The 22,093-nt window shown below is 41.4% G+C and carries 20 protein-coding genes and 1 tRNA gene; 19 read left to right on the forward strand and 2 right to left on the reverse strand.

From position 1 onward, the window contains the following. Positions 1–150: 150 nt before the first annotated feature. The 16 genes from mraZ (at position 151) to lpxC (ending at position 17,824) form a co-directional block, all read left to right on the forward strand. Complete coding sequence (mraZ, locus tag ACXAFE_RS01630; RefSeq protein ID WP_010561177.1) at positions 151–609, forward strand: division/cell wall cluster transcriptional repressor MraZ; 459 nt, start codon at positions 151–153, stop codon at positions 607–609. 13 nt (positions 610–622) lie between these two features. After that, the gene (rsmH, locus tag ACXAFE_RS01635; RefSeq protein ID WP_475147652.1) at positions 623–1,558 is read left to right on the forward strand and encodes a 16S rRNA (cytosine(1402)-N(4))-methyltransferase RsmH; all 936 of its coding nucleotides are present in this window, start codon (positions 623–625) and stop codon (positions 1,556–1,558) included. Next, positions 1,558–1,884: a cell division protein FtsL gene (gene ftsL, locus ACXAFE_RS01640; RefSeq protein ID WP_054978925.1), complete on the forward strand. Its 327-nt coding sequence runs from the start codon at positions 1,558–1,560 to the stop codon at positions 1,882–1,884. Before rsmH ends, ftsL begins: the two co-directional genes overlap by 1 nt. Beyond that, positions 1,881–3,728 carry a peptidoglycan D,D-transpeptidase FtsI family protein gene (locus ACXAFE_RS01645; protein ID WP_475147657.1) on the forward strand — a complete coding sequence of 616 codons (1,848 nt, stop codon included), beginning with the start codon at positions 1,881–1,883 and terminating at the stop codon, positions 3,726–3,728. The genes ftsL and ACXAFE_RS01645 overlap by 4 nt, the downstream gene beginning before the upstream one ends. Next, positions 3,715–5,175, forward strand: a complete 1,461-nt coding sequence (locus tag ACXAFE_RS01650; protein WP_475147660.1) for a UDP-N-acetylmuramoyl-L-alanyl-D-glutamate--2,6-diaminopimelate ligase — start codon at positions 3,715–3,717, stop codon at positions 5,173–5,175. Before ACXAFE_RS01645 ends, ACXAFE_RS01650 begins: the two co-directional genes overlap by 14 nt. Then, the gene (locus ACXAFE_RS01655) at positions 5,172–6,557 is read left to right on the forward strand and encodes a UDP-N-acetylmuramoyl-tripeptide--D-alanyl-D-alanine ligase (RefSeq protein ID WP_100912533.1); all 1,386 of its coding nucleotides are present in this window, start codon (positions 5,172–5,174) and stop codon (positions 6,555–6,557) included. The genes ACXAFE_RS01650 and ACXAFE_RS01655 overlap by 4 nt, the downstream gene beginning before the upstream one ends. Continuing rightward, a complete protein-coding gene (gene mraY / locus ACXAFE_RS01660; protein WP_010561171.1) occupies positions 6,551–7,633 on the forward strand; it encodes a phospho-N-acetylmuramoyl-pentapeptide-transferase in 1,083 nt (360 codons plus the stop codon). The genes ACXAFE_RS01655 and mraY overlap by 7 nt, the downstream gene beginning before the upstream one ends. After that, complete coding sequence (gene murD, locus ACXAFE_RS01665; protein WP_475147673.1) at positions 7,634–8,941, forward strand: UDP-N-acetylmuramoyl-L-alanine--D-glutamate ligase; 1,308 nt, start codon at positions 7,634–7,636, stop codon at positions 8,939–8,941. Further along, positions 8,938–10,110, forward strand: coding sequence for a cell division protein FtsW (ftsW, locus tag ACXAFE_RS01670; protein ID WP_475147676.1), 1,173 nt, complete (start codon positions 8,938–8,940; stop codon positions 10,108–10,110). The genes murD and ftsW overlap by 4 nt, the downstream gene beginning before the upstream one ends. Continuing rightward, entirely contained in the window at positions 10,107–11,165 is a 1,059-nt protein-coding gene (gene murG, locus ACXAFE_RS01675; RefSeq protein WP_475147679.1) for an undecaprenyldiphospho-muramoylpentapeptide beta-N-acetylglucosaminyltransferase, read from the forward strand. The genes ftsW and murG overlap by 4 nt, the downstream gene beginning before the upstream one ends. 34 nt (positions 11,166–11,199) lie before the next feature. Continuing rightward, the gene (gene murC, locus ACXAFE_RS01680; RefSeq protein ID WP_475153582.1) at positions 11,200–12,609 is read left to right on the forward strand and encodes a UDP-N-acetylmuramate--L-alanine ligase; all 1,410 of its coding nucleotides are present in this window, start codon (positions 11,200–11,202) and stop codon (positions 12,607–12,609) included. Then, on the forward strand, positions 12,606–13,520 hold the full coding sequence (locus ACXAFE_RS01685; RefSeq protein WP_054978918.1) for a D-alanine--D-alanine ligase: 915 nt from the start codon (positions 12,606–12,608) through the stop codon (positions 13,518–13,520). Before murC ends, ACXAFE_RS01685 begins: the two co-directional genes overlap by 4 nt. Next, positions 13,521–14,309, forward strand: coding sequence for a cell division protein FtsQ/DivIB (locus tag ACXAFE_RS01690; protein WP_475147682.1), 789 nt, complete (start codon positions 13,521–13,523; stop codon positions 14,307–14,309). Positions 14,310–14,316: 7 nt separating this feature from the next. Further along, the gene (gene ftsA, locus ACXAFE_RS01695; RefSeq protein WP_010561164.1) at positions 14,317–15,549 is read left to right on the forward strand and encodes a cell division protein FtsA; all 1,233 of its coding nucleotides are present in this window, start codon (positions 14,317–14,319) and stop codon (positions 15,547–15,549) included. Positions 15,550–15,597: 48 nt separating this feature from the next. Continuing rightward, entirely contained in the window at positions 15,598–16,821 is a 1,224-nt protein-coding gene (gene ftsZ / locus ACXAFE_RS01700) for a cell division protein FtsZ (protein ID WP_054978916.1), read from the forward strand. Positions 16,822–16,912: 91 nt separating this feature from the next. Next, positions 16,913–17,824: a UDP-3-O-acyl-N-acetylglucosamine deacetylase gene (lpxC, locus tag ACXAFE_RS01705; protein WP_475147689.1), complete on the forward strand. Its 912-nt coding sequence runs from the start codon at positions 16,913–16,915 to the stop codon at positions 17,822–17,824. Positions 17,825–18,179: 355 nt separating this feature from the next. On the opposite strand, the gene ACXAFE_RS01710 is transcribed toward lpxC, so the two are convergent. After that, positions 18,180–18,255: transfer RNA gene (locus ACXAFE_RS01710), tRNA-His, on the reverse strand. Positions 18,256–18,368: 113 nt separating this feature from the next. On the opposite strand from ACXAFE_RS01710, the gene ACXAFE_RS01715 reads away from it, so the two are divergent. The 3 genes from ACXAFE_RS01715 (at position 18,369) to ACXAFE_RS01725 (ending at position 20,463) form a co-directional block, all read left to right on the forward strand. Next, on the forward strand, positions 18,369–18,779 hold the full coding sequence (locus ACXAFE_RS01715; RefSeq protein ID WP_475147698.1) for a YbaN family protein: 411 nt from the start codon (positions 18,369–18,371) through the stop codon (positions 18,777–18,779). A gap of 73 nt (positions 18,780–18,852) precedes the next feature. Continuing rightward, on the forward strand, positions 18,853–19,674 hold the full coding sequence (locus ACXAFE_RS01720; RefSeq protein ID WP_010561160.1) for a mechanosensitive ion channel domain-containing protein: 822 nt from the start codon (positions 18,853–18,855) through the stop codon (positions 19,672–19,674). Positions 19,675–19,686: 12 nt separating this feature from the next. Next, on the forward strand, positions 19,687–20,463 hold the full coding sequence (locus tag ACXAFE_RS01725; RefSeq protein WP_100912542.1) for a DUF481 domain-containing protein: 777 nt from the start codon (positions 19,687–19,689) through the stop codon (positions 20,461–20,463). A 301-nt stretch (positions 20,464–20,764) separates the two neighbouring features. On the opposite strand, the gene ACXAFE_RS01730 is transcribed toward ACXAFE_RS01725, so the two are convergent. Next, entirely contained in the window at positions 20,765–21,985 is a 1,221-nt protein-coding gene (locus tag ACXAFE_RS01730; protein WP_475147703.1) for a glycosyltransferase family 4 protein, read from the reverse strand. Between the last annotated feature and the right edge of the window lie 108 nt (positions 21,986–22,093).

Raw genomic sequence — 22,093 nt, forward strand, 5'->3', positions numbered from 1 at the left:
CCTTATCAATAAAGGGCTTGCGAGAAAAATATTATTGTTACAATTCTTGACAAATACCTGTGTCAAGCCCTAGACTCTAACGTTGTGGAGAAAAGTGGTAAAAAATGGATCTCAGTGGATCGGCACTAATAACAATATGGGAACGCTTACATGTTTCGTGGCGCACATGCAATTAACCTCGACGATAAAGGACGCTTGGCAATACCAACCAAGTTTCGTGCTTTATTGCAGGCAGATTGCGAAGGCCAGTTAGTGTGCACGATTGATTTAAAAGATCCCTGTCTTTTGTTGTATCCGCTAAGTGAATGGCAAGAAGTTGAGCAAAAACTGAGTCAGTTATCGAATATGGTTGAAGCGGAACGCCGCGTTAAACGTATTTTACTTGGTAGTGCGATGGAATGTCAGCTTGATAAAAACGGCAGAATTTTATTGTCATCTCCACTTCGAGCACATGCAGGGCTCAATAAAAAACTAATGTTAGTTGGTCAACTCAATAAGTTTGAGCTTTGGGATGAAGATACTTGGAATGAAAAATTACAACAAGATATCGCCCAAGAACAGCAAAAAGATCTGACCGTTAGCGAACGACTACAAGATTTCAATTTTTAATAATAGGCGCCCTATGTCTCAAAGCCAACAGCATATCTCCGTGTTACTCGACGAAACGATCGAGGCTTTAGATATTAAGCCAAACGGTATTTACATCGATGGTACCTTTGGTCGTGGCGGCCATTCGGGTGAAATTTTAAAACGCTTAGGTGAGCAAGGGCGACTAGTTGCGATAGATCGCGACCCAACGGCAATTGAAGCGGCGAAAAAGTTTGCCGATGATGTGCGTTTTCAGATTGTGCACGATCGCTTTTCAAATATCCGTCAGGTAGCTGAAAACCTTAATTTGTTAAATCAGGTTGATGGTATTTTGCTAGATATTGGTGTTTCTAGCCCGCAGCTTGACGAAGCGGACCGTGGTTTTAGCTTTATGCATGATGGTCCACTGGATATGCGTATGGATCCGAGTTCAGGCCGCAGTGCCGCGCAGTGGTTAGCAGAAGCGGAACTAGAAGACATCACTTTTGTTATTAAGAAATATGGCGAAGAAAAATTTGGTCGCCGTATTGCGACCAAAATTATTGAAACGCGCGATGAGCATCCAATCACAACGACTAAGCAATTAGCAAAGTTAGTTGATGAAGCAGTACCAGTAAAAGATAAACACAAGCACCCAGCAACCCGTACGTTTCAGGCAATTCGAATTTATATCAACAGTGAGCTTGAAGAAATCACCACAGCTTTACAAGGCTCGCTTGATGTGCTTAAGCAAGATGGCCGTTTAGCGGTAATTTCATTCCATTCGCTCGAAGATCGCATTGTTAAGCAATTTGTTAAAAAGCAAAGCAAAGGCGAAGCAGTACCGCGAGGCCTCCCGCTTACTGATGAACAGTTAAAACAAAACCTAACGTTAAAAGCGATAGGTAAGGCTATTAAACCTAGCGAGCAAGAAATAGCTCGCAATAGCCGTGCGCGCAGCTCCGTACTTAGGATCGCTAAGAGGTTGTAGTGGCTAGTAAAAATAATACACGTCAGCCAAACCTGTTTATCGAGATCACTAAGGGACTTTTTAGGGAGAAAGTCACTTTGGGGCTGCTTTTTTCTATTTTTGCTTCGGCATTTGCCGTAGTGATGGTTACCGATGCGTCACGCGCTGAAGTGATCAAACAAGACACGTTGTTACAACAAAAAGATGAATTAGATTTGGCATGGGGCTACTTGGTTGTAGAAAGTGAATTCTACGCACAGCACGCCCGAGTTGAAGATATCGCCAAGAAAAAACTTAATATGAAACGACCAGAACGCAAGGATGAAAAGCTGGTGGTATTACCATGAAACGACATACTACTAAACCAAAACAAGGCAGCTTAATTCGCTGGCGATACTTATTGGTATGTGCCACGATTTTTGCCGTATTTGCAACATTGGTTGCACGTGCCGCTTATATTCAGGTTATCGAACCTGATTTTGCTGTGTCTGAAAATGACAAACGCACGGTACGTGTGGAAAAGGTGAATGTACAGCGTGGTTTAATTTTAGATCGCCATGGTAACGAACTGGCGATTAGCGTACCGGTTGTAAGTGTATACGGTGACCCAAAACAACTTGATAAGGCCTTAACAGCCAAGGTTTATAGTCTTGCGCGCAAGCATGCGAGAGAAAATCAGCTCGATATTAAACAAGCGGTCAAAGCATTAGATGATGATCCCGCACGTGTTGCAAAAGAAAAAATTGAAATCTATAACAGCGATTCGCGCTGGCAGGATCTCGCTGAAGTATTACGCCTGCAAAAGCCGTTAATCGATGGAAAACTAACAAGCGATAACACCCGTCGCTTTGTGTATTTAAAGCGTCAGGTAACTCCACCTGTAGCACGCTATATTTCAGAATTAAAATTGCCTGGAATTTACCTACTCGACGAATCAAAACGCTTTTACCCAGCGGGTGAAGTCACTGCCCACGTACTTGGCTTTACTAACATCGATGGTGAAGGCATCGAAGGTATTGAAAAACTTTACAATGAAGCGTTAACCGGAGAAGCGGGTAAACGTACCATTCGTAAAGACGCACAAGGTCGAGAAATAGAAATTCTTGACGAGCGTGCGCGTATTGAACCTGAAAATATCCAATTGAGCATTGATCAGCGCATTCAATCACTGGCTTACCGTTCTTTAAAATCAGCAGTTCTGAGTTATAAAGCAACGTCGGGTAGCGCTATGGTTGTTGATGTGACGACCGGTGAAGTTTTAGCGATGGTGAATAGCCCGTCATTCAATCCAAATAATTTAAAAGACGCAGCACCGCATAAACGCCGTAACCGCGCAATTACTGACTTATTTGAGCCTGGCTCAACGTTAAAGCCTATTTCGGTTTTAGCTGGACTAGAGTATGGCACCATCGATTTTGATACCGTGATTAATACAAAAGGGTGGATGCGTGTTGGCGGTAGTATTGTTACCGATGGTAAGAACAATGGCTCAATGGATCTGCGTACAATTTTACAAAAATCGTCAAATGTGGGTGTATCGAAAATAGCACAAACTATGCCTAAACAAGACTTCATTGGTTTCTTCCAACGTTTGGGTTTTGGCGAGGAAACTGGCACGGGTATGGTTGGTGAAAGCGATGGCTTATTTACACCGCATGGTCGTTGGTCTGATTTTGAGGTGGCAACATTAGCATATGGCTACCGAATTTCAGTAAGTACCGCGCAAATGGCGCGTGCCTATGCAGCTATCGGTTCCGGTGGTATTAACCGTCCTCTGACGATTTTAAAACAAGATGGCAAAGTACATGGCGACCGCGTGTTTGAAGAGCGTAATGCTTATGCAGTGCTAGAAATGATGGAAAGCGTGTTTGAGCGCGGCGGTACGGCAAGACGTGTAAAGTTGGATGGTTATCGCGTTGGAGCTAAGACGGGTACATCGAAAAAAGCGGCATTTGGCGGCTATGGTGATGAATATGTCGGTTACTTCGCAGGTATTGCGCCAGTATCTGACCCGCGTTTAGCGGTTGTTGTGATGATTAATGAACCTGGTGGTGACGTTTATTATGGTGGTGATGTTGCCGGCCCTGCGTTTTCTGAAATTATGTCGGGATCGCTGCGAATTTTAAATGTTGCACCGGATCTTGAGGCAGTGGCGCAACTAACTCAACGGCAGAACTATGTTACCTATTGATCGCGCATTGCTCGCAATAGGAGAACCTAGCTGCGGCATTGAAACACATAAACTGACTTTAGACAGCCGGGCCATAGCGCCCGGTACTGCGTTTATTGCGATTAAAGGTCATCAACTCGATGGTTCACGCTTTATCGATAACGCTTTGGCGGCAGGTGCTGCGCTAGTGCTTGTTGATAGCGAGTGTCAATATCAACCAACTCTAGCGAATGTACAGGTTATTGATGGCTTAGCGAATAAGCTGAGCCTTTTTGCGAGTGCTTTTTACGGCGAGCCGAGTACACAATTTAAGTTAGTTGGCGTTACAGGTACTAATGGTAAATCTACCGTAACGAGCATGATCGCAAATCTGGCCAGCGCAGACGATGCTAAAACAGGTGTTATTGGTACTCTCGGCTGGGGTCAAACCGAGCAGCTTACGCCACTTGCAAACACCACACCTTCAGCCATTGACCTACAAGATTTATTTTGGCAAATGCGCGATTATGAATTAGTGGCAATGGAAGTATCGTCTCATGGTTTAGTGCAACAGCGCGTGGCGCATAGTGCATTTGATATTGCGGTGTTTACTAATTTAAGTCGTGACCATCTTGATTATCATGGCACTATGCTCGCTTATGGCGAGGCAAAATTATCATTATTAACAAATTTCTCTACGAAATGTAATGTCGTTAATTTTGATGATGTACAAGTAAAGCAATGGCTCGCAGAAGGTCGTATTCCTAACCCAGTTCTATTTGGTGAAAACCTGCCAACCGATATTAGCTATCCATTTGTATCATTTGATAATGCAAAGTATTCAAAACAAGGCTTATGTTGTGATATTCGCTCAAGCTGGGGAAGTCAAAAAGTTACTGTACCTTTGTTTGGTAAGTTTAATTTATATAACTTAACCGCTGCACTCGCGACATTACTGAATTTAACATATGACTTTAATTGGTTAATTGATAAAATTGCCCAATTAGATGCGGTAGTCGGAAGAATGCAAGCTTTCAGCGCAGATAATAAACCTACCTGTATTGTCGATTACGCCCATACACCAGATGCCCTTGAACAAGCATTGATTGCATTGTCGGAACATGTTGGCAGCAATATCACGTGTGTGTTTGGCTGTGGTGGTGACAGAGACAAAGGTAAACGCCCACTAATGGCGCAAATAGCTGAAAAATATGCAAATAAAGTAATTGTTACTAACGATAATCCGCGTACAGAGGATGAAAAAGCAATTACCGCAGACATTTTAGCTGGATTTGCAGCTGCTGAACGAGCTGTGGTTGAGCATGATCGCTATCAAGCTATCGCACATGCGATTGCCACCACCTCTGCTGATGGCATTGTTTTAATTGCTGGCAAAGGCCACGAAGACTACCAAATAATAGGCACTAACACGCTGCACTTTAGTGACAGCCTAGTTGCACAGCAGATTTTAAAAGGGGAAAGCGCATGATTACGGCTGATCTAAATTGGATTGCAGACGTCTTAGGTGTGTCATACCGCGGCGAAAATGTAGCATTTTCAACAATTGTAACCGATTCAAGAAAATTACAAGCAGGCGAAGTGTTTTTAGCACTTAAAGGACCAAACTTTGATGGCCATAAATTCGCCCAAACAGCACAAGAGTTAGGTGCTAAAGCGCTGATTGTTGAAGTAGAACAAGATGTCGATATCCCTCAGTTTATCGTTGAAAACTCTCGTCTTGCATTAGGTAAATTAGGCGCAGCTGTGATGGCTAAAGTAAGTCCTAAAACTGTTGCAATGACGGGAAGTGTAGGTAAAACCACTGTTAAAGAAATGACCGCAGCTATTTTATCGCAGCTCGGTGAAGTACTGGCGACCGATGGCAATTTTAATAACGATATTGGTGTACCTCTTACGCTGTTGCGATTAGAAGAAAAGCATCAGTATGCGGTGATTGAGCTGGGCGCAAATCACCTAGGTGAAATTGCCTATACCACTGATTTAGTAAAACCGCATGTTGCGGCGATCACCAATGTGGCGGAAGCGCATTTAGAAGGTTTTGGTGACTTATTTGGTGTAGCGCGTGCAAAAGGCGAAATTTTCTTAGGCTTACCTGAAAACGGTGTGGCAGTGGTTAATGCCGATAGTGAGTTTATTGACTATTGGTTAGCACGCCTTGAAGACAAACAGGTAACTCAGTTCTCAGCAACGCAGCACAAAGATATTTGGGCTGAAAACATAATATTAGATGATTTTGGTCGTGCAAGCTTTGACCTTGTTTATAAAGGTGAAGCGGTGCGAGTTGATTTGCCGATTCCAGGTTCACACAATGTCACTAACAGCTTAGTTGCTTCAGCGTTGGTACTTCCGCTAGGCGTTAGTTTAAAACAAGTCGCTTCGGGCTTAAGTAATATGCCGCAGGTAAAAGGGCGCGTGAATATTATTGAGGTCTCGCAAAAGCTGACTCTTATCGATGATAGCTACAATGCTAATCCAGGCTCGGTTCGTGCAGCAATTGACCTACTAAGCGGCATTAATGGCAAAAAAATACTGGTTTTAGGTGATATGGCTGAACTTGGTGAAGATGCACGTGTCTATCACCAAGAAGTAGGTGAATACGCCAGAGACAAAGGCATAGACCATGTATATACATTAGGTGTGCTTAGTCAATCGGCGAGTGATGTGTTTGAACAACCTGGCCGCCACTTCTCAACCCGCGAAAAACTTGTCGATGCGTTAAAGCAGGCGTTACTTAACGATGCAGCTAGCGGCAATGAACGTACAACAATTTTGATAAAGGGTTCGCGTAGTTCTCGAATGGAACTACTTGTAGACGAGCTCAATAATAAGAAAGGTGAACAGTCATGTTAATGTGGTTGGCTGAATATTTAACACAATTTTACTCAGGCTTTAACGTTTTTTCGTACTTAACGTTTCGCTCTATTCTAGGTGTGTTAACCGCACTTATGCTGTCGCTTTATTTTGGTCCAAAATTGATTCGTCGTTTACAGCTAATGCAAATTGGCCAAACTGTACGTGATGACGGTCCAGAATCGCATTTATCTAAATCAGGCACGCCAACAATGGGTGGTATTTTGATTTTAGGTTCTATTTTTGCCAGTACATTGTTATGGGCTGACTTAAGCAACCGTTATGTATTAGTCACATTATTTGTTATCGGCTCACTTGGGGTTGTGGGTTTTATTGATGACTACCGTAAAGTAGTACGCAAAAACACTGACGGCCTGATTGCACGTTGGAAATACTTTTGGCAGTCAGTAATCGCCTTAACTGCCGGTGCATTTTTATTTTACAGTGCTGCGTTACCGCAAGAAACTGCGCTTGTTGTGCCTTTCTTTAAAGAAGTAATGCCACAGCTCGGCTTGTTTTACATTGTAATGGCTTACTTTGTAATTGTTGGTACATCAAATGCGGTTAACTTAACCGATGGATTAGACGGACTAGCTATTGTACCTACGATTTTAGTTGCGGGCGCATTTGCATTTATTGCGTACGTAACCAGTAACGTTAATTTTGCCAACTACCTGCATATTCCTTATATCCCTGAGGCGAGTGAACTTGTTGTTCTGTGTACTGCGATTGTGGGGGCGGGTTTAGGTTTCTTATGGTTTAACACATATCCTGCGCAAGTATTTATGGGCGATGTAGGTTCACTTGCGCTAGGTGGTGCACTTGGCATTATCGCGGTATTAGTGCGACAAGAATTGGTACTCGTGATTATGGGTGGTGTTTTTGTAATGGAAGCACTATCGGTTATTTTACAGGTGGGTTCATACAAGTTACGCGGCCAACGTATATTTCGCATGGCACCCATACACCATCACTATGAGTTAAAAGGTTGGCCAGAACCACGCGTTATTGTACGTTTTTGGATTATTTCGGTGGTCTTGGTTTTAGCCGGTTTAGCAACATTAAAGCTGAGATAAATGAATTATTTAGACGAACTTAAAAACAAAAAAATTATTGTGCTTGGGCTGGGTGTATCCGGTCTGAGCACAATGCGTTTTTTCGCTCGTAAAAATATTGCTTTTAGTGTTGTGGATAGTCGTGATTTGCCACCTAACGCTGATATCGCTACACAGCTTGCAACAGATACACATTTTGGTGCTCTTAATGATACGTTGTTTAAAAACGTTGATTTAATCGTTATTAGCCCAGGTATTGCGCTTTTTAACATGTATATACAAGATGCAATAACCCGTGGTGTAGAAGTGATTGGCGATGTAGAGCTATTTGCTCGGATCAATACCAAAGCTGTATATGCAGTAACAGGCTCTAATGGCAAGTCGTCTGTGGTTACACTAACGCGCGATGTATTAAAACAAGCGGGTTATAAAGTGGCACTTGCGGGCAACATTGGTACACCGGTACTGGATGTTATTGACCAAGATTACGATTGCTATGTATTGGAGCTATCGAGCTTCCAATTAGAGACAACGCATTCGTTAGTGTGTGAAGCAAGTTGCGTGCTAAACATTAGTGAAGACCATATGGATCGTTACGACAGCCTTGGTGATTATGCTTACGCTAAACAGCGTATTCATTTACACAGTAAACACGTGGTTGTTAATTTTGATGATGTGTTAACTCATTGCAAGCAAACGCCTTGTGTTAGTTTTGGTGCGCAACAAGGTGATTACACGATTTCGCAGCAATACTTTAATGTATACGGCAAACAAATGTTGAGTTCTGACGAGCTAAAAGTGATTGGATTACACAACCAATTAAACGCACTCGCAGTTATGGCGCTGTTAGAAAATCTTAAACTGTCAGTTGATGTGTTTAAAACGGCGTTTAATCAGTTTTCAGGGCTTGCTCATCGCTGCCAGTTAGTATGTGAAGATAACGGCGTACTTTATGTTAATGATTCCAAAGCGACGAATGTTGGTGCAACTCAAGCTGCATTAACAAGCTTAGCTAAAGGTAAAAATATAATTTTATTAGCGGGTGGTGTTGGCAAAGGTGCCGATTTTTCACCGTTAAAAGTTGATATTGAAACGACCGTTAAACAGCTTATTACGTTTGGTAAAGATAAAGCTCAGATAGTAGCGTTATGTGAAAGCGCAATCCAGACAGATTCACTTGAAGATGCCGTATTACAGGCGAAGGCTATCGCTGTTTCGGGCGATATTGTATTGCTTGCGCCGGCGTGCGCGAGTTTTGATATGTTTAACAGCTTTGAACATCGCGGCGATGTATTTGTTGAGCTGGTTAACAAGGCGGTGAAATCATGAAGGTGCTTGAGTTTTTAAAAGCGCAATTTCATGTGCGCTCAAATACACTTTACGATATTCCACTTATTTATTGCATGGTTATTTTGGTTGGTGTTGGTTTTATTATGGTAACCAGCGCGTCGATGCCAACTGCAATTCGTATGTTTGATAACCCCTTCCATTTCACCATTCGCCATGTGGTGTATTTAGTGTTGAGTATGACTTTGTTGATGATCTCAACCAGCTTACCGATGAGTTTTTGGAAAAAGGCCAATTTACCGCTGTTGCTGGCGGGTGTACCTATGTTAATCGCGGTACTGGTTATCGGTCGTGAAGTAAACGGTTCAACGCGCTGGATTGGTTTAGGGCCGATTAATATTCAAGTATCTGAAGTTGCTAAGTTATTTTTCTTTTGTTATCTCGCAGGTTACTTGGTTCGCAAAAAATCTGAAGTGCAAGAAAATTTAAAAGGCTTTATTAAACCACTAGCTGTATTTACGGTTTATGCATTTTTGATTTTGATGCAACCCGACTTAGGTACGGTAGTAGTAATGTTTGTTACAACTGTGGGGTTGCTGTTCTTAGCGGGCGCACGTTTGTGGCAATTCTTTGCTTTGATGATGGCAGGTGTTGGCCTCGTAGTGTTACTGATTGCCAGTTCTCCTTATCGTCGTGCACGTATTACCGGTTTTATGGATCCTTGGGATGACCCGTTTGGCAAGGGTTATCAATTGGTTCAGTCGTTAATGGCATATAGCCGTGGTGATTGGTTTGGCCAAGGGTTGGGTAATAGTGTGCAAAAACTACAATATCTGCCTGAAGCGCATACCGACTTTATTTTTGCGATTTTAGCAGAAGAGACCGGATTTATCGGCGTATTAAGTGTTTTAACTGTGTTATTTGTGCTGATTTTTAGAGCGCTAAATATTGGCTTTAATGCCCTTAAAGCTGGTAAAGACTACGAAGGTTATTTGGCACTAGGTATTGCAATTTGGTTCGCCTTTCAAAGTATGGTTAACGTTGGGGCAAGCGCGGGTATTTTACCTACTAAAGGCCTGACTTTACCTTTTGTATCTTATGGTGGTTCAAGTTTATTAGTAATGACGGTTGCAGCCGGCATTTTATTGCGTGTTGATTTTGAGGTGAAAATGGCGACGAAACAAGCCACTATAAGAGGGCGAAAATCATGAGTAAGAAAATAATGATTGTCGCTGGTGGCACAGGGGGGCATATTTTCCCGGGGATCGCCGTAGCAAATTATCTGCAAGAGCAAAGTTGGCAAATAGTGTGGTTAGGCACTTCCGATAGAATGGAAGCGGATGTTGTGCCGCGTCACGGTATTGATATTCGCTACATTGATGTCAAAGGGGTGCGCGGTAATGGCATTATACGTTTGCTAAAAGCGCCTTTTATGGTGGCTAAAGCGATATTGCAAGCACGTAAAGTGATGAAACAAGAAAAGCCAAATGTATTACTTGGCATGGGGGGTTATGTAACCGGACCTGCTGGTGTAGCGGCAAAGTTACTAGGTATTCCGGTACTAATTCATGAGCAAAATGCGGTTGCTGGGCTTAGCAATAAGTTGCTTGCCAAAATTGCAAATCAAGTGATGGCTGCTTTTCCTTCGGCATTTGATAGCGCAAAATGCAAAATCATTGGTAATCCCGTTCGCAGCAGTGTTGCAACAGCGCAAGTAGAGAAAGACAACGAATGCTGCAATATTTTGGTGGTTGGCGGCTCATTAGGTGCAAAAGTATTTAATGATCAATTACCTGATGTGTTTAAAACGCTGGCACAAGAAAGTAAATTGGCTATTTTCCATCAAACCGGTAAAGGTCACTTGGCGGAAGTAACTAAACGTTATGAAAAAATGGCGCTTAACGCACAGGTGAACGAATTTATTCATGATATGGATAAAGCTTATGCGTGGGCGGATATTGTTGTATGTCGCGCAGGCGCGTTAACGGTAAGCGAAGTTGCTGCCGCAGGTAAAATGGCTGTATTTGTGCCTTTTCCGTACGCCGTTGATGATCATCAAACTGCAAATGCCAATTACCTTGTAGCGCAACAAGCTGCGTTACTTATTCAGCAAAAAGATATGACGCAAGACGACCTAGTTGCCTTGCTAAAACCCTATGTTCAAGATAAGTCACGGGTATTAAAAATGGCTGAAAAAGCAAAAGCAGCAGCCAAATTAGATGCAACACGCGATGTTGCAAATTTATGTATCGAATTTAGTAAGTAAGAGTAGAACATTGAAAAAAGATAATTTACCTGCAATGAGACGAATCAACACTATCCACTTTATTGGTATTGGTGGTGCAGGTATGGGCGGAATTGCAGAAGTACTATTACATTTAGGCTATCAAATTACTGGCTCAGATATAAACAAAGGCGCCATGACCGAGCGTTTGAGTAAAGCGGGCGCGAACGTTTTTATTGGACACCGAGAAGAAAATGTTGAGCAAGCAGACGTGGTAGTTGTTTCAAGTGCCATTGATGAAAGTAACCCTGAAATCATTTGCGCGAAAGAAAAACACATTCCAATTGTACGCCGTGCGGAAATGTTGGCTGAGTTAATGCGCTTTAGGCAGGGTATTGCAGTTGCTGGTACGCATGGTAAAACCACAACAACGAGTTTAGTAGCAAGTATTTTTGCCAAAGCTGAACTTGATCCCACCTTTGTGATTGGTGGCTTATTAAATAGCGCGGGTACCAATGCGAAGTTAGGTAGTGGTCAATATCTTATTGCGGAAGCAGATGAAAGTGACGCAAGCTTTTTACACTTAAGCCCAATGATCAGCATTATTACAAATATTGAAGCGGATCATATGGATACGTATCAAGGTGACTTTGAAAATATGAAAGACACCTATATTGAATTTATCCATAACCTCCCTTTTTATGGGTTAGCTGTAGCTTGTATAGACGACTCAGTGGTTCGCGAGTTATTGCCACGCTTTAGTCGTAAATATGTGTCTTATGGTGAATCGCAAGACGCAGATTACCGTCTCATTAATTTCTCACAATCAGCTAGCTGCAGTGCCTTTGAAGTTGTATTGCCAAATGGTGAAACACTGGCGATTACCCTGAATTTACCGGGCAAGCACAATGCCTTAAATGCAACAGCGGCAATTGCGGTGGCGTTTGAGGAAGGCGTAAGTGAAAGCGCAATAAAAGCAGCACTAAAAGAATTTGAAGGTATTGGTCGTCGTTTTCAACATTATGGCGAGTTCAATAACGAAGTTGGCTCAATAATGTTAGTCGATGACTATGGCCATCACCCATCTGAAGTCGCAGCAACAATTAAGGCGGCAAAACAAGGCTGGCCTGATAAGCGTTTAGTAATGGCGTATCAACCCCATCGCTTTACGCGCACGCGTGACCTTTATGAAGAATTTGTAGATGTGTTGAGTCAGGTAGACGAATTATTGTTGTTGGAAGTATACGCAGCTGGTGAAGAACCTATCGTTGGTGCAGACAGCAAGAGTTTATGTCGCAGCTTAAGACAACGTGGTAAAGAGCCTAGATATATCGCCACGCCGAATGAGCTATTCACAGCATTGGCTGACGCGGTAAAAGACAATGACTTAGTGTTAACGCAAGGTGCGGGCAATATAGGTCAATTGGTAAAACAAATTGCTGAAACAGAAATGAAAGTAACTAAGCTAAAGCAGGTAGCACAATGAGCCAAAAGCAGTATGGTAAAGTCGCCGTTTTATTAGGTGGTAATTCGGCTGAGCGTGAGGTGTCACTCAATTCGGGAAGTGCCATATTAAACGCCCTGATTACCAATGGTGTTGATGCGATTGCATTTGATCCAAAAGAACGAGAACTTGCTGAGCTTAAAACATTAGGTATCGATCGCGTGTTTATTGCGTTGCATGGCCGTGGCGGTGAAGACGGTACGATTCAAGGTGCACTTGAATTTATGGGCTTGCCTTATACCGGCAGCGGCGTGTTAGGCAGTGCGTTAGCTATGGATAAAGTACGTTGTAAACAGTTATTTGTTGCCAGCAACTTACCAACCGCTAAATTTACCACGGTTAAAAAAGGTGAAGGCTTTAGTATTGAATCGATTATTAACGAATTTGGCGCGGTAATGGTTAAGCCTAGCCATGAAGGTTCGAGTATCGGTATGGCTAAAGCAAGCACGAGTGAAGAGTTAAAAAGTGCGCTTGAAAATGCCTTCAAATTTGATGATGAAGTATTGCTTGAGCAGTGGATCACAGGTACCGAATATACCGTTAGCATGCTTAACAACCAACCGCTATCGGTGATTGAAATGAAAACACCACGTGGTTTCTATGACTATGAAGCGAAATATAAGTCATCTACCACGAGTTATCATTGCCCTGCTGATTTATCAAACGCTGATACCGCGTATTTACAAATGATCGCAACGCAGGCATTTGCGCTTGTTGGTGCTAAAGATTGGGGCCGAGTGGACGCGATGCGTGACCAAAGCGGTGAATTCTATTTGTTGGAAGTGAATACTGTACCGGGCATGACAGAAAAGTCATTGGTACCTATGGCTGCAAAAGACTCAGGTAGAGATTTTGCTCAGTTAGTTTTAGAAATTTTAGATTCGACACTGTAAATGAAAGAAACACTACTTACATTAGCAAATTTAACAAAGCGATTAGTTGCTGCAACTAATTGGTCTTTGCTAATGGGAGTAAGTTTTTTTGTTTTGACCTTGTTTATTACGTGGCAAGGGGTGAATGCCTTAACTGATTACTTAGCAACGGAACAAAATAGTAAGTTGAGCAAAGTATTGGTACATGGTGATCCTGTATATACAAGTGAGAAAGCAATTGTTGATAAGATTAAGTCATTAAAAGTTAAAACGTTTTTTGATGTAGATGTAAACCAAGTGCAAGAAAAATTGCTGGAATTGCCTTGGGTAGCAAGTGTATCGGTACGGAAACAGTGGCCAGACACACTACGTGTTTATGTTACTGAGCATCAGGCTGTGGCAATTTGGAATCAAGATTTACTGCTAAATACCCATGGCGACATCTTTCAGGCACCGGCAGAGCAGTTTTTTAACAAGTTACCTATGTTGTATGGGCCAGAAGGCAGTGAAAATGAAGCGTGGAAAACCTTTAAAACATTTAAAGAGTTATTAGCGCTACATGAGATCGGGTTAAGCAGCCTTGCACTGTCTGAGCGTTTTTCCTGGAAATTATGGCTCAATAGCGGTGTTAAATTAAATCTAGGACGCAAAGATATTGCGCTTAGAGTGCAGCGGTTTATCGATTTATATCCGGAGATAAAAAACTCGTCGGATAAAGAGGTAGAGTCGATAGATTTAAGGTATGATACGGGATTAGCTGTGAGCTGGCTTCAGCCAGTGCAAGAGCAAACTAAAAATAATAAGGTATAACTAGGGTATGACCAAGGCAGTTGAACGTAATCTCATTATCGGCTTAGACGTAGGAACGTCTAAAGTTGTTGCTGTTGTCGGTGAGGTAACACCTGATAATCAGCTGAGCATTGTAGGCGTTGGCAGTCAAAACGCGAAAGGCATGGATAAAGGTGGTGTTAACGATCTTAATTTAGTGTCTGAGTCGATTCAGCGTGCGTTAGATGAAGCTGAATTAATGGCAGATTGCCGTATTAGCTCGGTGTACCTAGGCATATCTGGAAAACATATTCAGTGTCAAAATGAAAATGGTGTAGTGGCGATTAACAACGCTGAAATCACCCATGACGACATCGATAATGTTATTCATATCGCTAAATCAGTTCCTATTTCAGCTGAACGCAAGATGCTGCATGCGTTACCACAAGAATACACCGTTGATATGCAAGAAGGCATTCGTAATCCTCTTGGTATGAGTGGCGTACGTATGGAAGCGCGAGCGCATATTATTACGTGTTCAAACGATATGGCGAAAAACATTGAAAAATGTGTTGAGCGTTGTGGCTTACGTGTTGACCAATTTATCTTCTCGGCGCTTGCGTCGGGCGATTCAGTTTTAACTGAAGATGAGCGTGAGCTTGGTGTTGCTGTGGTTGATATTGGTGGTGGCACTATGGACATTACCATATACACGCAAGGCTCTTTGCGCCACTCGGCGGTGCTACCAGTTGCGGGAAATCAAGTAACTGGCGATATAGCGAAAATATTTCGCACGCCTATCTCGCATGCTGAAGCAATTAAAGTACAATATGCCAGCGCACTAAGTCGCTTAGCAAGTCAAGAAGACAGTATTGAAGTACCAAGTGTAGGTGGTAGACCTGCACGCATTATGTCGCGCCATACACTTTCTGAAGTTGTAGAGCCGCGCATGAGAGAGATTTTTGAGTTGGCGATGAAAGAGATTCGTCGCTCAGGTTTAGAAGAACAAATAGCTGCAGGCATCGTGCTGACAGGCGGTACCGCCAAGATGCAAGGTGTTGTTGAAGTAGCAGAAGAAATTTTCCAAATGCCAGTGCGCGTTGGTCAACCAGTAGGGATAGCTGGACTTACTGATTATGTGAATGATCCGTCGTTCGCAACGTCAGTTGGGTTGTTGCAGTATGGTCGAACTATGCAGCATAGCCAGAGCAGCCGCACCACAGAGTCTGGTAATGGAAATTGGTGGAACCGTTTAACCAAATGGTTTCAAGGGGAGTTTTAAGCTTTTGCCTTGTGAATTTTCATAAGGTAGTTAGTCGGAGAGTTAAACATGTTTGATTTAATGGAACAGCACGGTGAAGAAGCCGTAATTAAAGTGATCGGTGTCGGCGGTGGCGGTGGTAACGCTGTTGAGCACATGGTTAAAAAGCAAATTGAAGGCGTAAAATTTATTGCGGCTAATACCGATGCGCAAGCACTGCGTAAATCATCAGCTGATGTAACAGTGCAGCTAGGTACGCAAATTACGCAAGGTTTAGGTGCTGGGGCAAACCCTGAAGTGGGTCGTGATTCTGCAGAAGAAGATGCAGAAACGATTCGTAACAGTCTTGAAGGCGCAGATATGATCTTTATTGCTGCCGGTATGGGCGGTGGTACAGGTACTGGTGCTGCACCTGTTGTGGCACGTATTGCTAAAGAAATGGGCATTTTAACTGTTGCAGTAGTAACACGACCTTTTGAATTTGAAGGTAAAAAGCGTGCATCGGCAGCAGAAGATGGCATTAATGAGTTGTCTCAACACGTTGATTCGCTTATTACAATTCCTAACAATAAATTGCTTAAAGTTTTAGGCAAAGGTACGACATTATTAGATGCATTCGCTAAAGCGAATGATGTGTTATTTGGTGCTGTACAAGGTATCGCTGAGTTAATTACTCGTTCAGGTCTGATCAATGTGGATTTCGCCGACGTACGTACAGTTATGTCTGCAATGGGAACTGCAATGATGGGCACAGCGTCAGCGAAAGGTCCTGATCGTGCACAAGAAGCTGCAGAAGCTGCAATTTCTAGCCCGTTACTTGAAGACGTTGATTTAACTGGTGCGAAAGGCATTCTTGTAAATATTACCGCGGGTATGGACATTGCGATTGAAGAATTTGAAACAGTTGGTAACCACGTTAAGGCACTAGCATCAGAAAATGCAACGGTTGTTGTAGGTGCAGTTATCGACCCTGATATGTCCGAAGAGTTACGTGTGACTGTTGTTGCAACGGGACTTGGCGGCGAGCGCAAACCTCAGTTTGGTATTGTAGGTGCAGATATCAAAAAAGTGTCTGGCTCTGATACAGCGCAAGCAACAAGTGCTCCGAGCAACGCTACTGCAACACCAGGTGTATTTGTACCAAGTTTTGCGCAGTCGGGCAGTGTAGAAACGCCTGAGACGGTTGAACCAAGTGTTCAAAACGAAGTCAAAGAAAGCGCGCCATTAGACAAAAAGCAAGACAAAGCAGATTATTTTGACGTACCAACTTTCTTACGTAATCAAGCTGATTAATAAGATTGTTTGAAAAATATACATAATTTGGCAAGCTGGTCTTATCTGTGGTAGGATAGCCGGCCGATTTTAACGAATAAGTGGATAGCCTATGATTAAGCAGCGTACCATAACTGAAAAAGTCAGTGCCGTAGGTGTTGGATTACATAAGGGTGAAAAGGTTTCTATCACTCTCCGACCTGCTAGTGCGAATACAGGTATTGTATTTCGCCGGGTAGACCTTGATCCTGTTGTTGATTTTGAAACAACACCTGAGGCCGTGGGCGATACTCAATTATGTACATGCTTAATTAATAAAGATGGCGTTCGCTTATCGACCACTGAGCATTTAATCGCTGCAATTGCAGCATTAGGCTTAGACAATCTGATTGTTGAATTAGATAGCCCTGAAGTGCCAATTATGGATGGTAGTTCATTACCGTTTATTTACCTTATCCAAAAGGCTGGCATCGAAGAGCAAAATGCAGCTAAACGTTTTATTCGCATTACCGAAACGGTGCGTGTTGAAGACGGCGATAAGTGGGCTGAGATTGAACCATATGATGGTTTTCATATCGACTTTGAAATTGCGTTTAACCACCCAGCAATTAACGAAAGTCGCCAACGTATTGGGTTAGACATCACAGCTAAGAACTTTATCGAGCAAATTAGCCGAGCGCGTACATTTGGCTTTATGCGTGATATTGAATACATGCACGCTAACAATTTAGCACTTGGCGGTAGCATGGATAATGCAGTTGTACTTGATGACTTTAAAGTACTTAACCCAGATGGATTACGCTACCCTGATGAGTTTGTAAAACACAAGATTTTAGATTGTGTTGGTGATTTGTTTATGACGGGTCATAACTTACTTGGTAAGGTAACTGCGTATAAATCAGGCCATGATCTGAATAATAAGCTACTTCGTAAGTTGATGGCGACTGAATCAGCTTGGGAATGGGCAACATTTGAAGAGTCTGTCACTATGGCTGCACCAGGTTTGGAAACTGCAACAGTTTAGTTTTTTCAAACTTAATCAAATTAAAAAAAACGCGACTTAAGTCGCGTTTTTTATTGCTTAAAATAATGTTTTCTAGTGTCGTCATGTGTGCGCGCTCTAGTATGCTAAACACCTTTAATTTGTTAAAAGCAGCTAATAGACAATGAGCAAATATGCTTGTTCTATGCTTAAGGTATGAATCTTTATAATGCTAATGAGGTTGGCGTTAGGTTGTAAAAGTGAACGCTCGAGACAAACTTATGGTGTATTAACGGATTTAATTAGAAACGAAGGAAAGTGACTTGCAAAATACATGCATTTTAATTAGCTAGATGTTAAATTTTTGAAGTTTTAAAAAGGAATTTTTAAGAAGAAGTGGGGCGACTGACGAGACTTGAACTCGCGACAACCGGAATCACAATCCAGGGCTCTACCAACTGAGCTACAGCCGCCACAAAATTTGAAACACATTATTTGGTGTGGCGCGCATAATACATAAAAAACATGCCCGTGTGAAGACTTATGTTATGCTTTTAGCTAAATAAATTTAGTGTGCGATTTTATAGTGTTAAAAAAGACTGTTATTCGTTCAGTTTGGTTGCTAATTGGTTTGGTCAGTTTACTGCTGGGAATACTTGGGGTTTTTCTTCCGTTACTACCGACCACTCCTTTTGTACTGTTATCGGCATTTTGCTTTTCTAAATCGTCAACGCGAATGCATTCATGGCTATTGAATCATCGAATATTCGGTCAATTAATAACTGATTGGGAAGCGCATGGTGTGATAAGAACAAAAGTTAAAGTAATCGCGACTTGCTCCATGTTGTTACTAGTTTCCTATCCATTGCTCTTTATTCCCTTCCCAATATGGCTGAAAGCGATTGTTGTGATCAGTATTGTAAGCGTTTTGTTGTTTATTTGGAGTAGACCTTCAAAACCGAGTGACAATCAAGCTAAAGATCCGCTTAAACTGTGAAAAGAAGTGACGTAAATTTCAAAAATCTTTATAATTCTTAAAATTACCTAAATCAACGACAAAAGGAATACTCATGGATTCTGCAGCTAAATGGTTGAATGAAAACTCTGACTTACTTTTACATTACGGCTTACAAACGGTAGTCGCAATTGTCATTTTACTTGTGGGCATTCGCGTAGCAAAAGTATGTGAAAAGTTAACCAAAAAAGCGATCGAAAAGAAAAAAGTAGATAAAGCAGTTGGTTCGTTTTTAGCAAATATTGTGTACGCACTTGTATTTGCGGCAACAGTACTAATGGCACTTTCTCAAGTTGGTATTGAAACTACATCGTTTATCGCAATTTTGGGTGCAGCGGGTTTAGCGGTTGGTTTAGCGTTACAAGGCTCTCTTTCAAACTTTGCATCAGGCGTGCTTATTATTATTCTACGTCCATTTAAATCAGGTGAGTTTATCGATGCTGCGGGTCATTCAGGTAGTGTTTCTAAAATCGAGATTTTTTCAACAGAACTGTTAACACCTGATAATAAAACAATCATAGTACCAAACTCGGCAATTATGGGTGGCGCAATTGTAAACTACAGCCGTCAAGCAACGCGTCGTGTTGATATTATGGTTGGCGTTAGCTACGACTCATGTTTAAAGCAAACGCGAGAAGTGCTTGAAAATGTAATTAAATCAAATGATAAAGTACTTAAAGACCCTGCATTTTTCATCGGTGTTCATACGTTAGGTGACTCAAGCGTTAACTTTGTAACGCGCTCTTGGGCAAAAACTGAAGATTATTGGGCAGTTTATTTTTACCTTCAAGAAAACTTCAAACTTGCATTAGATGAAGCGGGTATTTCAATTCCTTTCCCTCAAATGGATGTTCATTTAAATAAAATTAGCGAGTAATAGGCTGAGATAATGAAATTAAGATATTTAGCGTCAGTTGTAGCAATTGCACTTACTAACCAAGCGATTGCTGACGAAGATAAAACATGGGAAGCAAGTAGCGAGCTTGGTGCCATTATTACCAGTGGTAATACCGAAACTACCACGTTTAAGTTCGGTGCAAATGCTAAACATGATATTGGTAAATGGACCAATGAATACAAGTTAAACGCACTTTATAAAGAAGACGAAGTGACGCTTGATAGTGGTTTAAAAGACACACAGCGTACCAATGAAAAATACGGTGCGGCGATTCAAGGTAACTACAACCTTGGCGAAAAACACTCTCACTTATTTGTTGGTTTAACGCACGATAGTGATTACTTTGGCGCATACCGTCACGAAACAGTACTTTCAGGCGGTTATGGTTTTCGTTTGATTGATGAGTCAAATATGACACTTGGTTTCGATTTTGGTCCGGGTTACAAATATTTCCAGTACTCAGAGAAAAACCAAGAGCTTTTCAAAGATGGTCGCCCGAAAGCAGGTGAGCGCGATGATGAGTGGATTGCGCTAGCTAAAGCTGACTTTAGCTGGACAATCAGCGATAACGCTAAATTTACCCAGCGCGTTAAAGTTGAATCAGGTAGTACCAATACCAAAAGTATTTCTGAAACAGCATTACTGACTAAGATCAACGGCTCATTACAAATGAAAGTTGGCTTTAACGTAACTCACAACTCAGAAGTTGATGCTGATAAAGTAAATACAGACACTGAGACAGTATTGACCTTGGTGTATAGTTTTTGATGATTCGTATTAGTTGAATTAGTTGAGACAAGCTCTGGCATTTCGATTTGAGAAATTGAGAGTTACCCGTTTTGATAAAGGTGCTGAATCTTAAAACAAAACAACCAAAAGGTGGTAACTCTCATGTTGCATACTAATAATCCAATCATAAAACACAAAACTGGTTTGCTTAATCTTGCTGAAGAATTAGGTAACGTTTCTAAGTTTTGCTCTCATTACATTCTCCCAAACTTAAATTGGAAAAGGACAACCTTATTCAGTGCAGGATGCAAAAAATTAAAAGGGTAGCTTTGCAACCCTTTTAATTTTTGTTATTTTCTATTGTAATATAGAGCTTTTCAAATAAGATATCTCTTGAAAAGTCATTGTAACTCAGACTTTTACATGCACTAACGGCTTCAAGGTACATGCTTGAATTATTAAGGAAGTTATTTATTCTACTTGCTGATTCTTCAATGTTTTCATTGAGTACTAACCCGCAGCCTGTCCTTTCAATAAAATCTTTTTGCCAACCTTGATGGTTAATAGCAATCGGAGTCTGAGAAGCTAAAGAATCAAATACTTTATTTGCAGAGTTATTCCAAAATGCTTTAATTGGCCCTACAAGACTTAGGCATAAATCAGCTGATGAAAAAAGTTGTACAATTTCATTTTTTGAGATCGGTTCTAATATGTAAAGGTTATCGTTAAGTACATTGTGCTTTTTAGCCATTTCGATAACTGCATTTTTTTGGTTTCCTGCACCAATTGCTAAAAAGCAAATTGGATAGCCACTGTTTTTTGCTGAGCGTGCCAAATCGACAATGTAATCAACCTTATTTACCATTCCAAATGAACCAGGGTAAATAACTAGTTTGCGTTCTCCAACGTATGATAATTTTGATTGTTTATAGTTTTCTCCGATGGATTTTGGAACATCAAATAGTTTTGTGTCAGATGAATTAGGGATAACTGTGACTTTTTCGGGAGATATGCCTGTATTAACAACACCATCTTTCATTCCGGGCGATAAAGCAATAATATGCTTTGCAGACTTATATGTGTATTTTTCGAATATCTTAAGCACTTTGATCGCAATTTGGTTTTTTACAATACCCATTGCTATGGGGACGTCAGGCCAAAGGTCTCTTACTTCAAAAATAAATGGCGTTTTGTGTAAAAGCTTTTTGAATAAAGCAGGGATAGCTATTGTTAGTGGTGTACTCGTTGCAAACACTAAATCAGCATGGATATTTTTTACCTTCATACAGCTTACAATTGAGAAAGCTAAAAATTTATAAATACGTTTGTAAAAAGGATCATTGTTTGAGTATGGAAGATGGTATGCGTAAACTCTAATTTTATCGATAGTTAACTCATTCCAACCTCTAGTGAAGGTACCCTCATTTTCTAAAGCTGCACTAGTTGTAACCATTGTTACATCATGCCCTTTATCGATGAGTCTTTTAGCAAACTCATAGGAACGAGTTCCACTTTTTCCTTTTGGTGTAGTGAAATACTGATGGAGATATAATAATTTCATAAAGAGACTTGAAAGTAATGAATGAGCTTAAATAAAAAAAGGAATTTTTACATTAGTTTGGTATTATACGCAAATTTAATTTGGGCATGTAAAAATTAAATACTTAGA

This window comes from Pseudoalteromonas sp. ABV4_021, assembly GCF_056159365.1.